Consider the following 13,703-nt stretch of genomic DNA (forward strand, 5'->3'; position numbering starts at 1 on the left):
CCGACGGCGGCTCGGCGACCAGCCTCACGCCCAACAGCCCTAGCCTTGGGCGCGAAACGCCGGTCGAACCCCATTAGGGTCTGTCCTGCGGATCATGGCCGGACTCCTCGCGCCGGGCGCGGGCGCGGCGCTTGCCTTCGTGCATCGCCTGAACCCGGGCCACCGGGATCGTGTGTCCTTCGGCCACCAGGTCGGCGGGCAGCGTCTGCGGCGCCGGCAACTGCTCGGCCCACGGGTCGCCGGCGCCGACCAGCCCGGGCACGGTGTGGACGGTGAAGTCACCGGGCGCCGTGTCGTCGAGCGCGTCCCAGCCGACGGGGTAGGACACCGGAAGTCCGGGCCGGATCCGTGGGCTGTACGCCGCGACGACGGTGGCCCCGCCGGCGCGGGTGGAGTCGAGGAACACCTTTCCGGCCCGGTCCTCACGGATGAACGCGGTGGTCGCCACGGACGGGTCGAGCCGCTCGGCCCGCACCGCCAGCGCCCGGGTCGCCGCCGCGACGTCCCACACGTCCTGCCCCGGCGCGAGGGGGACGACCACGTGCAGTCCCTTGGCGCCGCTGGTCTTCACCGCGCCGGCCAGCCCGGCGTCGGCCAGCGCCTGCCGGACCAGCTTCGCCGCCGCCACGGCCAGCGCGAACCCCGCGGCCAGGTCGTCACCCTCCGGCGGGTCGATGTCGAGGATGAGGGCGGTGGGATGGGTGACGTTGTCGGCCCGGGACAAGGTGGGGTGGTATTCGATCGCGCGCTGGTTGGCGAACCACAGCAGCGTGCGGCGGTCGTCGCACAGGGCGTACCGGATCTCCCGCTTCGACGCCTCCGCCCACACCGAGACGCTGCGTACCCACGACGGGGTGTATTTCGGGAGGTTCTTCTGCATGAACGGCGCCTGGCCGCGCAGCACCCGCATCACCGACAGCGGCCGGCCCGCCAGTTCGGCGATGATCCGGTCGCCGATCGCGTCGAGGTAGTCGACGAGGTCGCGCTTCGTCGCCCCGGCACCTTCGAACAGGGACTGGTCGAGGTTGGTGAGCGACACACCCTCGCGCGTCTCCTCCGACGTCATGACCGCAGCGTAGGCGACGCCGCCGACAGCACGGCGCAGGTCACGCCTCGACGTCGGCGAGACGGGCGGCGCGGGCGCGCAGGTAGCGCTGCTGGGGAAGGCTGGAGGTACGGTCCGCGGCGGCGAGGTAGGCCTCCCGGGCGCCGGCCGGATCGCCGTCGCGTTCCAGCAGGTGTCCCCGGACCGCGTGCAGCCGATGGTCCTGCGCCAGCCGCTCGTCGGAATCGAGGGCACCGACCATCGCAAGACCGGCCCGCGGCCCCTCCACCATGGCCACCGCGACGGCGTGGTTGAGCGCGACCACCGGGTTGTCGGAGATCTTGCCCAGCAGGCCGTACAACGCGGCGATCTGCGGCCAGTCGGTCTCCTCCGCACTGGGCGCCTCGTCGTGCAGCGCGGCGATCGCGGCCTGCAGTTGGTAGGGGCCGGTGTGGCCGCGCGGCAGGGCGGCGGTGACCAGGCGTACGCCCTCGGCGATCTGCTCGGCGTTCCACCGGCCGCGGTCCTGTTCGTCCATCGGGACGAGCTCGCCGTTCGGCCCGACCCGGGCGGCCCGCCGTGCGTCGGTGAGCAGCATCAACGCGAGCAGTCCGGCCACCTCGCCGTCGCCGGGCAGCAGCCGGTGCACCATCCTGGCCAGCCGGATCGCCTCGGTGGCGAGCTCCACGCGGTGCAGGTTGGGTCCGGACGTACTCGCGTACCCCTCCTTGAAGATCAGGTAGAGCACGTGCAGCACGGCGGCCAGCCCCTCCTCGCGCGCGGCTCCGGCCGGGATGCCGAACGCCACACCGCTGTCGCGGATCCGGTGCTTGGCCCGGCCGATCCGGCGGGCCATGGTCTGTTCGGAGACGAGGAAGGCCCGGGCCACCTCGGCCGTGGTCAGCCCGCCCACCGCACGCAGCGTCAACGCGATCTGCGCCTCCGCGGACAGCGCGGGATGGCAGCACATGAACAGCAGGATCAAGGAGTCGTCGGTGTCGGACGCAGCACGGTCGGCGGGCGGCGCCGGCCACTGGTCGGGCAGCACCCAGGAGGCGACGGCGTCCTCGCGCCGGCGCCGGGCCTGCTCGTTCCGGAGCAAATCGGTGAGCCGGCGGGCGGCGACGGTGACCAGCCAGGCACGCGGGTCGTCCGGTACTCCCTCGACGGGCCACCGGGTGGCGGCCGCCAGCAGCGCCTCCTGGGTGGCGTCCTCGGCGGTGTCGAAGTGGCCGTACCTACGTACGACCGCGCCGAGGACCCGCGGCGCCAGCGTGCGCAGCAGGTCCTCGACCTCGGTCACGGCTCACGCCTCCAGGTCCGACCGGGACTCCACCAGCGGCCGGACGTCGGCGTAGGCGGTGGCCCGGACGTGCTCGGGCCCGGGGCAGTCGGCCAGCCGGGCGGCCAGCTCGGTGGCCCGGTCGAAGCTGTCGCACTCGACGATCCAGTAGCCGGCGAGCACCTCCTGGGTCTCGGCGTACGGCCCGTCGGTCACCACCGGCCGGCCGTCCTTCGACCCCAGCCGCCGGGTGTGCACCGGCGCGTCCAGGCCACGCGTCTCGACCAGCTCACCGGACTCGGCGAGGTCGGCGTTGAACTTCTCCATGAACGCGCCCATCGCGGCGAAGTCCTCCTCCGACCAGGTCGGCTTGTCCCCGCCCTTGCCCGCCATGCCGTCGTAGTCCTGCTGTGAGGCGTACGTCAGGATCATGTACTTCACGGTCACTCCCTCTCGGCGTGGCGCCGGGGTTCGGCGCCGCTCACCCAGGACGTCGAAGCCGCCGCGGCCACTCGGACAGCCCCGACCAGGATCGCGCACTGTTTCTCACCGGCATCCTCCCCGGCCAGTACGGTGTGGCGTGACGGAGAAACCGAACACGGGGAGGCGACCCATGATCTTCATCACCGCGAGGTTCCGCGTGCGGCCCGAGGACGCCGACCGGTGGCCCGCGATCGTCGCCGACTTCACCCAGGCCACGCGCAGCGAGCCCGGCTGCCTGTGGTTCGACTGGTCCCGCAGCCTGGACGACCCGACGGAGTACGTCCTGGTCGAGGCGTTCCGTGACGACGACGCGGGCGCGGCGCACGTGCAGTCGGAGCACTTCCAGGAGGCGCGCCGGACGCTGCCGCCCCATCTCGCCCAGACGCCGCGCATCGTCAACGTCAAGGCGCCCGGGGACGACTGGTCCGAGCTCGGCGAGATGGCCGTGTCCGGGGAGTAGCCCGGAAGTCCTCGGCCCGAGCGCCGGCCCTGGCGCGGCTAGCCCTGGCCCTCGGTGTCCGCGTCCGCGTCCTGGTCGTTGTGGGCGTTCGCCGTGGCCTCCGGGTCACGGGGCTGGAGCGGGCTGGTCGCCGGTCCGGTGAGGACGGCACCGTCGGGATCGAACCGGGAGCCGTGGCAGTTGCAGTCCCAGCTGGTCTCCGCGGCGTTCCAGTGCAGCCGGCAGCCCATGTGCGAGCAGGTCGGGCGCACGCCGTGCAGGTTGCCGGCCGGGTCGCGGTAGACGCCCATCGCCTGCCCGCCCACCCGGATCAGCCCGCCGGTGCCCGGGAGCACCTGGTCGAGCGTCCGCGACTCGGGCGTACCGATGTAGCCGCCGACGAACTCCTTGCCGACGTGCAGGTTGTCGGTGACCATCTTCATGACTCCGCGTACGTCACCGATCCGGCGGGCGTCGAACGCCGACGCCCACGGGTTGGAGCGGCCGGACATCGCGTCGACCAGCATCATCGCCGCGGCGGACCCGTTGCTCAGGCCCCACTTGCCGAACCCGGTCGCGACCCACACCGACTGGTGCCCGGCTGCGGCTCCGACGTAGGGAATGTGGTCGGGGGTGGTGAAGTCCTGCGCGGACCAGGTGTACTCCACGTCCTCCACGTCGAACGTCTTCCGCGTCCACTCCACCAGGTCGCGGACCTGTTCTTCGGTGTCGACGTCCGCCGCCCCGGTCTCGTGGCCGTTGCCGACGACGATGAGGCCGTTCGGGCCGGGGTCCAGCCACGGCCGGGTCGACCGGGTGGGCTGGTCCACCGACAACGCCATCACGGTCGGCGCGGGGCCACGCAGCCGCGCGGCCAGGCCGTAGGAGCGTTGCGGGCGGGTACGCGCGAAGTAGCCGCCGATCATTCCCAGCGGCAACAGCGTCGCCATCACCACGTGCCGGGCCCGGACCACACCGGAGGACGTGGTCACCGTGACCGTGTGGTCGCGCCCCTCGGACACGTCGGTGACGCGGGTGCCCTCGTGGATCCCTGCGCCCGCCTCGGTCGCGGCAGCCGCCACGGCACGCAGGTAGCGGACGGGGTGGAAGTGCAGCTGGTCGTCGAAGCGCACGGCGGCCGCGACGTCGAAGGGGTGCTCGGCGGTGTCGGACATGGCGGCCGGGAGACCGAGTTTCGTGGCCGCGGCGACCTCGGCCTCGAGCTCACCGACGCGGCTCTCGTCCGTCGTGTACGCATAGGACGGAGCCCGGGTCAGCTGGCAGTCGATACCGGACCGCTCCACCAGGTCGGTCACCAGCTCCATGCCGGCCGAGTTGGCCGCGGCGTACTGACCGGCGGCGGTCCAGCCGTGCCGCCTGGCGAGCTCGGCGTAGATCAGGCCGTGCTGCGTGGTGACCTTGGCGGTGGTGTGGCCGGAGGACGCGGACGCGAGCCGACGCGCTTCGAGTACGACGGTCTGCAGTCCCGCGCGCTGGGCGAGCAGGGCGGTGGTGAGGCCGACCAGCCCGCCGCCGACCACCGCGACATCGACGTCGAGGTCGGTGTCCAGGGCAGGATAGGTCGGCCCCTCCGGTCCGGCGAACCACACGCTGGCATGCCTGGTCATCTCGTCACCTGCTTCCCGCGCACCGGCATCGCTTGCGTACGGCGCTCCTACCCGGGGCAGGGGGCGACATGCCCAGGACTCACTCCGCGCCGATCACCCGGACCACCCGGTCAGGACGGCGAAGACTCCTTCGGATCGCGGCGGGCGCGGTGCGCCCGTAGCTTGTGCCGGTTTCCGCAGCGTTCCATCGAGCACCACCGCCGGCGGCCCGGTCGCGAGGTGTCCACGAAGACCAGCCGGCAGTTGTCCCCGTCGCACTCCCGGATCCGGCCGGCGTACGGGCCGGTCAGCAGGTCGATCGCGTCCCGGGCAACGGTCGACACCACCTGCTCGGCGTCCGTCGGGAGCGTCCATTCGTGCGTCCCGTCGGCGGCGATCCGCGGCGCGAGGGGCGGGCGAGCGGCGGCGGCGTTGACCTGGGTCAGGTCCGCGGGGGTCGGCATCAGCTCCACGTCGTCGTCCGCCTCGTGAGTCGTCCCATGAGCCGCGTCGCGGACGAGGCGCCACAGCGCGTCACGCACCCGGCGGGCGGAGGCCAGCGCCTCGGCGGTGACGTGCACCTGGGCGGGGTCGAGGTGGAGACGGCAGTCGGCGAGCCAGGTGCGCAGACCGTCCGGCCGGTCGAGCGTCTCCCACCTCGCCAGCCGGCCGGGCCCACCGGTGACCAGGAACTCCAGACACAGGGCGCCGGGGTCGAAGATCCAACGGGCGCCGTCCCGGGAGTGCATGGGCAGGCCGGTTGCGATCTCGGGCATGTAACCACTATAAGTGGTGTCGCACCTGAACGGGAGGACTCATGGCACTGCATTGGAAGCTCGTCGTCGACTGCACGGAGCCGCTGCGACTTGCCGACTTCTGGGGATTCGCCCTCGGCTACGAGGTGGAGGACCACTCCGCACTGATCGACCGGCTGCTCGGCGCGGGCGTCGTCACCGACGCGCAGTACACCGAGGTGGCGGGCCGCAAGGCGTGGTTGCACGCCGCCGCCGTACGCCACCCCGACGACCCGGTGGACGAGTCGACCGGGGTCGGCCTCGGCCGGCGGCTGCTGTTCCAGGCGGTGGCCGACCCGACGCCGGGCAAGAACAAACTCCACCTCGACGTGCACGCCGAGCCCGGGCGCCGCGACGACGAGGTGGCCCGGCTGCAGGAGCGCGGCGCGAAGGTGCTGCGGGTGGTGTCGGAGCCGGGGACCGACCACGTGGTCATGACCGACCCGGAAGGCAACGTCTTCTGCGTCCAGTAGGTCCGGCGGCGCCGGCGTCCCTCAGCGGTGGTGCGTGTCCAGCCGGGCGGCGTCGGACTCCTGGGGCACGAGCACGACCAGCGCGTTCCGTTGCACGGCGAACTCCTGCGGAGTGGACGCCACCACCTCGCCGTCGACGTTCACCGCCTGCTCCGGCTCCGCGTGCAGGTTCAGCCGGCGGGTGGTCACGTGCACGACGTTCCGGTGCCGGACGAAGTGTCCGCTCCGCAGCAGCCGGGCGATGCTGAGATGGTCGCGCAGACTTCCCCTGGGGATGGCGTACACGTCCAGTGTGTCGTCGTCGATTCCCGCGCTGGGTGAGACGACGTTGCCGCCGCCGTAGTGCCGGCCGTTGCCGACCGCCACCTGGAGCAGGTCGTCGAGGTCCATCGGCGCGTGGTCGCCGTCCGGGAAGGAGAGGCGAGCTCGGAACGGCCGATGGGCACGGTAGGCACGTGCCGCCGCGAGCGGGTACGCCAACGGCCCCAGCCGGCGCTTCATCCTCGAGGTGAGCGCCTGGGTGACGCCGACGGACAGCCCGATCGAGGCGACGTTGACGAAGTAGTTGTCACCGATCCGGCCGAGGTCGACGTCGACCACCTTGCCGTGCGCGATCGTCTCGCAGGCGCCGGCGAGGTCGAACGGGATCCGGAGCGTCCGCGCGAAGTCGTTCGCCGTGCCCAGCGGAAGGACGCCGAGGGCGGTCCCGCGGGGCGCGAGGTGGTCGACGGCCGTACTCAAGGTGCCGTCCCCGCCGCCGACCACCACCAGATCGTGGTGGTCGGCGACCTCGGCGACGACCTCGGGTAGCCGGGTGCCGTCGGCGACCGGGTAGCACTCGCCGAGCGGTACGCCGAGATCACCCAGCCGCCGACGGGCCTCCTCGTACGTCGCGGCTCCGCTGCGTGACCCGGAGTTCACCACCAGCGCGACCCGGTCGAACCGCTTCTCCGCTGCCATCCGGCCAGGCTACGTGCGCGCCGAGGGTCAGCCGAGCCGGACCAGCATCTTGCCGAGGTTGTCGCCGCGCAGCACGCCGAGAAAGGCGTCCGGGGCGTTCTCGATCCCGTCGGCGAACGTCTCGTCGTATCGGATCCGGCCCTCGCGCAACCAGCCCGCCATCTCCTCGACGAACCTGTCGCGCAGGTCGGCGTGGTCGGCGACCAGGAAGCCGCGGACGGTCAGTCGCTTGGCGATCAGCAACGCCAGGTTGCGCGGCGCGGCCGGGGGTTCGGTGCTGTTGTACTGGCTGATCATTCCGCAGACCGCGACCCGGCCGTGGGTGCGCAGCGCGCCGAGCGCCGCCTCCAGATGGTCACCGCCCACGTTGTCGAAGTAGACGTCGATGCCGTCCGGAGCGGCCGCCCGCAGCGACTCGGCCACCGGCCCGTCGTGGTAGTCGAAGCCGGCGTCGAAGCCGACCTCCTCCAGCCGCCGCACCTTGGCCGCCGAGCCGGCGCTGCCCACCACCCGGGCGGCGCCCTTGAGCTTGGCGATCTGGCCGACCAGGTTGCCCACCGCGCCGGCCGCCGCCGAGACGAAGACGGTCTCGCCGGGACGGAACGCCGCGACCTCCGTCAGTCCCGCGTACGCCGTGAGGCCGGGCATGCCGAGCACTCCGAGGTACGTCGACAGCGGCGCGAGGTCCGGGTCGACCGGGCGGGCGGCCGCAGCGTCGACCACGGCGTACTCCCGCCAGCCCAGCCCGTGCAGCACCAGGTCACCGGGCTTCAGGCCGTCGGCGTTCGAGGTGATCACCTCGCCGATCGCGCCGCCGTCCAGCGGCGCGCCGACCTGGAACGGCGGGACGTAGGACTTGACGTCGTTCATCCGGCCACGCATGTAGGGGTCGACCGACATGAGCACGTTGCGGACCAGCACCTGCCCCTCACCGGGCTCGGGCACCGGCGCCTCCACCAACGTGAAGTTCTCCGGCGTCGGCCAGCCGGTCGGGCGGCCGGCCAGGTGGATCTCCCGTCCCTGGGTCATCGGGTCTCCCCCACGGTGAGCGTGACGTCGACGTTGCCCCTGGTCGCCGCGGAGTACGGGCAGACCTGGTGGGCCTGCTCGACCAGCTGCGCAGCGGTGGCCGCGTCGGTCTCGGGCAGCTCGACGGAGAGTGTGACGGTCAGCCCGTACCCGCCCGTACCGGTGGCGCCGATGCCGACCTGCGCCTGCACGGTGGAGTTGGTGACGTCGGCCTTGGCCTTGCGGGCCACGGCCCGCAGCGCCGAGTGGAAGCAGGCCGCGTACCCGGCCGCGAAGAGCTGTTCGGGGTTGGCGGCTCCGCCGGCCCCGCCCATCTCCTTCGGTACGGCGAGGTCGAGGTCGATCGTGCCGTCTGAGGTGGTGACGTGTCCGTCGCGTCCCTCGCCCGTGGCAAGTGCCTGGGCTGTGTAGAGGACCTGCATGTCGTCAGTTCTCCTTCTGTCGATGGACGGACTGCTGTTCGTGGACAGCGGCGGTGATCCTGGTCAGCGTGTGCCGGAGCGTCACCAGCTCGTCCTCGGTCAGCCCGGTCGCCGCGGCGACCTGCCGGGGTACCTCGCCGACCCGGTCCCGCAGGGCCCGGCCGGCTGCGGTGAGCGCCACCTCGACCACCCGCTCGTCCCGGGCCGACCGGCTCCGGGTGACCAGCCCCGCCGTGGCCAGCCGCTTGAGCAGCGGCGAGAGCGTCCCGGAGTCCAGCTCCAGGGCAGCCCCCAGGTCCTTGACCGTCGGGGCGGCCGGGTCCTGCTCCCAGAGCACCAGCATCACGAGGTACTGCGGGTAGGTCAGGCCCAGCTCGTCGAGGATCGGCCGGTAGACGTCGGTGACGGCGCGAGACGCCGCGTAGAGCGCGAAGCACACCTGGTGGCGCAGTTCCAGCTCGTTCACCCGGCCCACGGTATTGGGCAATTCAATTGTGCACAACTCAAACGGCTGTGACCTACGTCCCTGACCCGGCGGCCGGGCCGGATCACTGGCCGTCACAGGCCGTCGACTTGGACCGCGTCCGCCCGGGACGGCAGGCTGACCTGCGACGGCCGGGATGCATCGGCCGTAGGAGTCGAACGCGACAGGCACCACGGAGGAGCTGGCATGGCGGACGCACCGCTTCGGGTCGGAATCATCGGGCTGGGCAGGAGCGGCTGGAACATCCACGCCGACGCCATCGCCGACCATGCGGGATTCGAGGTGGCCGCGGTCGCCGACCCGGCCGCGGAGCGGCGCCAGGAAGCGGAGGAGCGTTTCGCCTGCGCGGCCCATGCCGAGCCGGAGGGCGTCATCGGCACCGACGGCCTGGACGTCGTGGTCGTCGCCTCGCCGTCCCACACGCACGTCCCGCTCACCGTCGCCGCCCTGGAGGCGGGCAGCCACGTCGTCGTGGAGAAGCCGATGGCCGCGTCGGTCGCGGAGATGGACGACCTGATCGCCGCCGCCGACCGGGCCGACCGCGTGCTCACCTGCTATCTGCCGCGACGGCTGGACGTCGACTTCGACTTCGTACGGAAGGTGCTGGACTCGGGCCTGCTGGGGAACTTGGTCCTGCTCCGGCGCACGGTGCACCGCTTCCAACGGCGCGCGGACTGGCAGACGCTGCGCAAGTTCGGCGGCGGCGAGCTGTCCAACACCACGCCACACGTACTCGACCAGGTTCTGCTGCTGCTGGAGGAGGAACCGGCCGAGGTGTTCGCGGACCTGCGGCACACCGTCGGCCGGGGCGACGCCGAGGATCATGTCAAGCTGACCTTGCGGGGGCCGAACCTCCCGCTGGCCGAGGTGGAGTCCAGCCTGTGCATGACGATTCCCCAGCCTGCCTGGCAGATCACCGGCACCACGGGTGCACTCGTCGGCGACGGGCAGACGTTCACGATCCGGTGGTTCGACGCCGCCGTGGCCGACGCGCCACACCTGGACGAGGGGCCGGCGGCGGGTCGCAGATACGGCAGCGGCGAAACGATCGACTGGCAGGAGGAGGTCCGCACGCTGGGCCGCGGCACCAGGTCGGCCGCGTTGCGCTACTACGACCGGCTGGAGGCGACCCTGCGTGCGGGCGCGGACCTGTTCGTCACACCGGAGAGCGTCCGGCGGCAGATCCGGATCATCGAGGAGGCCCGCCGCCAGACCGGCTACGCCTGACCGCCCGGAGTTCTCAACTCCACACCGGCATGGCTTCCATCACCTTCCTGGCAGCGTCGATGACCGCCTTGACCTTCGGGATTGTCTCCGCGATCTCCTGATGGGTGACCAGGGGGACTCCCTCGTCCGGGTACTCGACCCGGTTGCGGCGGCTTCACTCGACCTCCCCGTTGACGCCTCAGGCACTGTGCCGCGAGGCGGAGCCAACCCCTCCTCCTGGAGGAGTCAACTCGACTTCGACCAAAGGACGAGATCGTAAGTGAGCAAGAAAGGGATCGTCGGTAGGCGACTCCCACTCGGCGCGTCCGACTCGATGGACGTTGACCTCGAACCGAAGCTGCTGCCGTGCTTGCCGAGCGGCGTCGTCGAGTTCGTCGAGGTCGGCGTCACCGACCACCAACACGTCGAGGTCTGCCGGCACGGGTCCTGCTTCGCCCGTGTGCCGCGCGGCCCAGGAGCCGTAGATGAACGCCTGCTCCACGCCGGCGATGGGGCTGAGAAGATCCGACATCACGGGCAGCGGCCCGTAGGTCGCCACCAGGAGGTCGGTGAGTGGGGCAACCAGCCGATGACTGGTGTCAGCCGAGACCAAACGGAGATTCCCCCGCCGCCGGGACTTGATCAAACCCGCTTCGGACAGCCTGTCCGCTTCGTGGTGAATCGTCTTCACGCTCACCCGGAGCGCTCGGGCGAGATCGGTCAGGCTGTACTCCGTCTCCGGGTGAAGGTACAGCTGCGCCAGCAGGCTGCCCTGAGCCTGCGAGCGCAACAACGGAAGCAGCTGAGACGTTCTCATAACTGGTAATATACCTTACCACTTGTGAGAACTGGCGGCCTCGGCGCTGATCACCGGCGCGCGGCCAGCCGGACGTCGCCGAACACCACGTTCCGCGTCATCGGCCGGGCCAGGAAGTCGTGCGGGAAGCCGAGCTCGACCGCGCTCGCGGCCTCCGGGCGGGCCACCTGCTCGGGGATGAACCGCACGTCCAGCGCGCCGAGGTTGTCCTCCAGTTGCGCCACCGTCCGTACGCCGGCGATCGGTGCGGTGACCGCAGGGTTGAGCAGCGTCCAGGGGCCTCCACCGGCGTAGTGCCGTCCCAGATGTGCAGCCGAAGTTCGGGTCGCCCGGCCGGGTGCTCAGGGCGTACTTCGTGGCGATGACGAGCTCGTCGCGCCGCCCGCCCGCGAACTCGCCGACGAACGCCTCCGCCGTGCGTCGTACGAACTCCATCGCGTACGCCTTCGGCCAGGCGTGGGTGGCCGGGTAAGGGAAAGGTCCTCCGGGACTGGCTTTCCCACCTTCGCGTTCGCGGGCGGGCGGCACTAAGATCGCGGAGGTGGCCACGACGATCGACACCACAGCCGAGCTGGCGGCGTTCCTGCGCACTCCAACCTCGTGGTGGACTTCGGCGCGCTGCCACCCGAACACCGCAACATGCTGTGGATCTGCACTCCGCATCCGGGCATGCAGGGAGTTCTACGTCGACCGGGAGCACGTGATCCGCGAGGGTGTTGGCCGTCGAGTACCAGGTACTGACGCCGCTGCAGGATCCGAGTCAGCGGCTCATCTTCTACCGGGCGGCCGACTCCACGTCGCAAGCAGCGCTTGACGCCCTCACCGTCGATTGCGCGGAGGTGCGTCCTGCCCGTTAGGCGGGCGACCTCACCCATCCAACGGGATAGTCCCATGTCGTACGACCGGCCAGGGAGGGCACTCGTGACACATCCGTCGGCGACCATTCTGATCGACCGCAGCCGCGAAGTCGGCCGCATCGACCCGCAGATCTACGGCCACTTCCTCGAGTCGTCGTTCTTCGGCAACATCGAGGGCGGCGTCTTCGACGAGGGATCACCCCTGTCCTACGACGGCCCCGGTGTGCGGAGCGGTCTGCGCAAGGACGTGTTGACGCTGTGCCGGGAGCTCGGCCTGCCGATCGTTCGCTGGCCGGGCGGCAACTTCGCCTCGCCGTACCACTGGGAGGACGGTATCGGGTCACGCGACTCGAGACCCCGGCGCCTGGAGCTGGCCTGGGGCGGACTGGAGACCAACCGGTTCGGCACCGACGAGTTCCTGGCCTGGTGCGCCGAGGTCGGCACCGAGCCCTACCTCGTGCACAGCTGCCGCGACGTCGACGAGGCCGTGCGCTGGGTCGAATACACCAACAGCCGGGCCGACACCGCCTACACCCGCCGACGGGCCGAGAACGGCCGGCGTGAACCGTACGGCGTCCGTTACTGGGGGATCGGCAACGAGGTCTACGGGCCGTGGCAGTACGGCCATCGCTCGGCGAGCGAGTACGCCGGGGCGGCCCGCGACCACGCACGCTTCATGCGTCTCGTCGATCCCGACATCAGGCTGGTGGCTGTCGGGATCCCATGGGAGCAGGAAGAGTGGACCCGTCCGCTGCTGGAGCAGGCGGGAAACCTGGTCGACTACATCTCGCTGCACCTGTACGGCGCGAGCACGCATCTGTTCTCGTCGGCGTCCGGCGACGACGACTACGACGCGGTGGTGGCCCAGCCGGCGTACTTCGAACAACGCATCCAGGACTACTCCCACCTCGTCGCCGGCCTAGCCGCGAAGGCAGGTGTCAACCGGCCGTTGGCACTGGCGCTGGACGAGTGGAACATCCGGCACCTGGAGCCCGCGTCCTGGCCGGAGCCGTCCCCCTCCGACGAGGGTGGGTTCGTACCCCGCGACGTCGCGACTCCGGACGAGTCACCGACCAACCTCCGGGTCAACCGCTGGAGCCCCCGTACGCTCGCGGACGCGTTGTTCTACGCCGGGGTGTTCCACGCGCTGCACCGAGGCACGGATCTGCCCGTACCGCCGACGATGGCGAACACGGTCAACCTGGTCAACGCCAACGGCCTCGTCGTCGCCCGGCCCGGCGGCGCGGTCAGGTCGGCGTCCTACCACGTCTGGGACCTGTACCAGAACTCGCTGGGCAACCGGGCGCTCGCGAGCCAGGTCGACGGCCCGTCCCGGTCCGCGGCGCTACGCCAGGGCGACGAACGCGAGCGCGGCGGCCGGCACACCACCCGTCCCGCCGTGGTCGCGTACCTCGACGTGAGCGCGACACTCACCGAGGACCGCCGTTTCCTGCGCATCGCGGTGATCAACCGACACCGGTCGAACCCGATCCGGGCACGGATCGTCCTGGACGGCAGGGCCGAGACGCTCCCACCCAGCGCGCACGTCCGTGACCTCGGCGCCGACGTCGACGATGTGCTGGCCGGCAACAGTCTCATCGCCCCCGACAGCGTGAGCGTTCGTGACCGCGGGCGAGTGGACGTGCCCTCCGGTGAGTACGACTTCCCGCCCCACTCGGTGACTGTCCTGTCGTTCGCTCTCTGACTTCGGCACCTGATCGGTGCCGCTATGGTGGCGCGAAGCGAGACTTCACGTCTCTTCCTTACAGCAGGATCCAGGCGTTCTCGGTCGAGACCGCAGGTGA

The 13,703-nt window shown here is 71.2% G+C and carries 16 protein-coding genes; 5 read left to right on the forward strand and 11 right to left on the reverse strand.

Going from position 1 to position 13,703, the window contains the following annotated elements:
• Positions 1 to 73: 73 nt before the first annotated feature.
• The 3 genes from ABZV93_RS03635 to ABZV93_RS03645 are packed head-to-tail and all read right to left on the reverse strand — an operon-like array spanning position 74 to position 2,759.
• Positions 74 to 1,066: an ATP-dependent DNA ligase gene (locus tag ABZV93_RS03635; protein ID WP_354929770.1), complete on the reverse strand. Its 993-nt coding sequence runs from the start codon at positions 1,064 to 1,066 to the stop codon at positions 74 to 76.
• A gap of 40 nt (positions 1,067 to 1,106) precedes the next feature.
• Positions 1,107 to 2,348 carry a sigma-70 family RNA polymerase sigma factor gene (locus ABZV93_RS03640; RefSeq protein WP_354929773.1) on the reverse strand — a complete coding sequence of 414 codons (1,242 nt, stop codon included), beginning with the start codon at positions 2,346 to 2,348 and terminating at the stop codon, positions 1,107 to 1,109.
• Positions 2,349 to 2,351: 3 nt separating this feature from the next.
• A complete protein-coding gene (locus tag ABZV93_RS03645) occupies positions 2,352 to 2,759 on the reverse strand; it encodes a YciI family protein (RefSeq protein ID WP_354931337.1) in 408 nt (135 codons plus the stop codon).
• Positions 2,760 to 2,940: 181 nt separating this feature from the next.
• Here ABZV93_RS03645 and ABZV93_RS03650 point away from each other — a divergent pair, with 181 nt between their 5' ends.
• Positions 2,941 to 3,270, forward strand: a complete 330-nt coding sequence (locus tag ABZV93_RS03650; RefSeq protein WP_354929776.1) for a putative quinol monooxygenase — start codon at positions 2,941 to 2,943, stop codon at positions 3,268 to 3,270.
• Positions 3,271 to 3,308: 38 nt separating this feature from the next.
• On the opposite strand, the gene ABZV93_RS03655 is transcribed toward ABZV93_RS03650, so the two are convergent.
• Entirely contained in the window at positions 3,309 to 4,877 is a 1,569-nt protein-coding gene (locus ABZV93_RS03655; RefSeq protein ID WP_354929779.1) for an FAD-dependent oxidoreductase, read from the reverse strand.
• 110 nt (positions 4,878 to 4,987) lie between these two features.
• On the reverse strand, positions 4,988 to 5,632 hold the full coding sequence (locus tag ABZV93_RS03660; protein ID WP_354929782.1) for a CGNR zinc finger domain-containing protein: 645 nt from the start codon (positions 5,630 to 5,632) through the stop codon (positions 4,988 to 4,990).
• Positions 5,633 to 5,673: 41 nt separating this feature from the next.
• Here ABZV93_RS03660 and ABZV93_RS03665 point away from each other — a divergent pair, with 41 nt between their 5' ends.
• Positions 5,674 to 6,123, forward strand: coding sequence for a VOC family protein (locus ABZV93_RS03665; protein ID WP_354929785.1), 450 nt, complete (start codon positions 5,674 to 5,676; stop codon positions 6,121 to 6,123).
• Positions 6,124 to 6,144: 21 nt separating this feature from the next.
• Here the strand turns inward: ABZV93_RS03665 and ABZV93_RS03670 are convergent, their stop codons facing one another.
• Genes ABZV93_RS03670 through ABZV93_RS03685 form a run of 4 tightly spaced genes read right to left on the reverse strand, consistent with a single transcriptional unit; the run spans position 6,145 to position 9,000 of the window.
• Entirely contained in the window at positions 6,145 to 7,083 is a 939-nt protein-coding gene (locus ABZV93_RS03670) for a lipid kinase (protein ID WP_354929788.1), read from the reverse strand.
• A gap of 27 nt (positions 7,084 to 7,110) precedes the next feature.
• Positions 7,111 to 8,112 carry an NADP-dependent oxidoreductase gene (locus ABZV93_RS03675; RefSeq protein ID WP_354929791.1) on the reverse strand — a complete coding sequence of 334 codons (1,002 nt, stop codon included), beginning with the start codon at positions 8,110 to 8,112 and terminating at the stop codon, positions 7,111 to 7,113.
• On the reverse strand, positions 8,109 to 8,534 hold the full coding sequence (locus ABZV93_RS03680; RefSeq protein WP_354929794.1) for an organic hydroperoxide resistance protein: 426 nt from the start codon (positions 8,532 to 8,534) through the stop codon (positions 8,109 to 8,111). Before ABZV93_RS03680 ends, ABZV93_RS03675 begins: the two co-directional genes overlap by 4 nt.
• Positions 8,535 to 8,538: 4 nt before the next feature.
• A complete protein-coding gene (locus ABZV93_RS03685; protein ID WP_354929797.1) occupies positions 8,539 to 9,000 on the reverse strand; it encodes a MarR family transcriptional regulator in 462 nt (153 codons plus the stop codon).
• 204 nt (positions 9,001 to 9,204) lie between these two features.
• On the opposite strand from ABZV93_RS03685, the gene ABZV93_RS03690 reads away from it, so the two are divergent.
• A complete protein-coding gene (locus ABZV93_RS03690; RefSeq protein WP_354929800.1) occupies positions 9,205 to 10,245 on the forward strand; it encodes a Gfo/Idh/MocA family oxidoreductase in 1,041 nt (346 codons plus the stop codon).
• Positions 10,246 to 10,423: 178 nt separating this feature from the next.
• On the opposite strand, the gene ABZV93_RS03695 is transcribed toward ABZV93_RS03690, so the two are convergent.
• Positions 10,424 to 11,041 (reverse strand): winged helix-turn-helix domain-containing protein, encoded by a 618-nt coding sequence (locus ABZV93_RS03695; protein WP_354929803.1) that lies wholly within the window; start codon positions 11,039 to 11,041, stop codon positions 10,424 to 10,426.
• Between the two features lie 50 nt (positions 11,042 to 11,091).
• Positions 11,092 to 11,265 (reverse strand): hypothetical protein, encoded by a 174-nt coding sequence (locus ABZV93_RS03700; protein WP_354929806.1) that lies wholly within the window; start codon positions 11,263 to 11,265, stop codon positions 11,092 to 11,094.
• A gap of 83 nt (positions 11,266 to 11,348) precedes the next feature.
• On the opposite strand from ABZV93_RS03700, the gene ABZV93_RS03705 reads away from it, so the two are divergent.
• The gene (locus ABZV93_RS03705; protein WP_354929809.1) at positions 11,349 to 11,513 is read left to right on the forward strand and encodes a hypothetical protein; all 165 of its coding nucleotides are present in this window, start codon (positions 11,349 to 11,351) and stop codon (positions 11,511 to 11,513) included.
• Between the two features lie 449 nt (positions 11,514 to 11,962).
• On the forward strand, positions 11,963 to 13,603 hold the full coding sequence (locus tag ABZV93_RS03710; protein ID WP_354929812.1) for an alpha-L-arabinofuranosidase C-terminal domain-containing protein: 1,641 nt from the start codon (positions 11,963 to 11,965) through the stop codon (positions 13,601 to 13,603).
• Positions 13,604 to 13,703: the final 100 nt, after the last annotated feature.

This window comes from Actinopolymorpha sp. NPDC004070 (genome assembly GCF_040610475.1).
In the GTDB taxonomy this organism is placed as follows: Bacteria; Actinomycetota; Actinomycetes; order Propionibacteriales; family Actinopolymorphaceae; genus Actinopolymorpha.

Bases quoted from the DNA above. Each gene is read 5' to 3' on its own strand.
- ABZV93_RS03660 (WP_354929782.1), bottom strand. From the start codon at position 5,632: ATGCCCGAGATCGCAACCGGCCTGCCCATGCACTCCCGGGACGGCGCC.
- ABZV93_RS03690 (WP_354929800.1), top strand. From the start codon at position 9,205: ATGGCGGACGCACCGCTTCGGGTCGGAATCATCGGGCTGGGCAGGAGC.
- ABZV93_RS03665 (WP_354929785.1), top strand. From the start codon at position 5,674: ATGGCACTGCATTGGAAGCTCGTCGTCGACTGCACGGAGCCGCTGCGA.
- ABZV93_RS03645 (WP_354931337.1), bottom strand. From the start codon at position 2,759: ATGATCCTGACGTACGCCTCACAGCAGGACTACGACGGCATGGCGGGC.
- ABZV93_RS03670 (WP_354929788.1), bottom strand. From the start codon at position 7,083: ATGGCAGCGGAGAAGCGGTTCGACCGGGTCGCGCTGGTGGTGAACTCC.
- ABZV93_RS03650 (WP_354929776.1), top strand. From the start codon at position 2,941: ATGATCTTCATCACCGCGAGGTTCCGCGTGCGGCCCGAGGACGCCGAC.
- ABZV93_RS03635 (WP_354929770.1), bottom strand. From the start codon at position 1,066: ATGACGTCGGAGGAGACGCGCGAGGGTGTGTCGCTCACCAACCTCGAC.
- ABZV93_RS03695 (WP_354929803.1), bottom strand. From the start codon at position 11,041: ATGAGAACGTCTCAGCTGCTTCCGTTGTTGCGCTCGCAGGCTCAGGGC.
- ABZV93_RS03675 (WP_354929791.1), bottom strand. From the start codon at position 8,112: ATGACCCAGGGACGGGAGATCCACCTGGCCGGCCGCCCGACCGGCTGG.
- ABZV93_RS03655 (WP_354929779.1), bottom strand. From the start codon at position 4,877: ATGACCAGGCATGCCAGCGTGTGGTTCGCCGGACCGGAGGGGCCGACC.
- ABZV93_RS03680 (WP_354929794.1), bottom strand. From the start codon at position 8,534: ATGCAGGTCCTCTACACAGCCCAGGCACTTGCCACGGGCGAGGGACGC.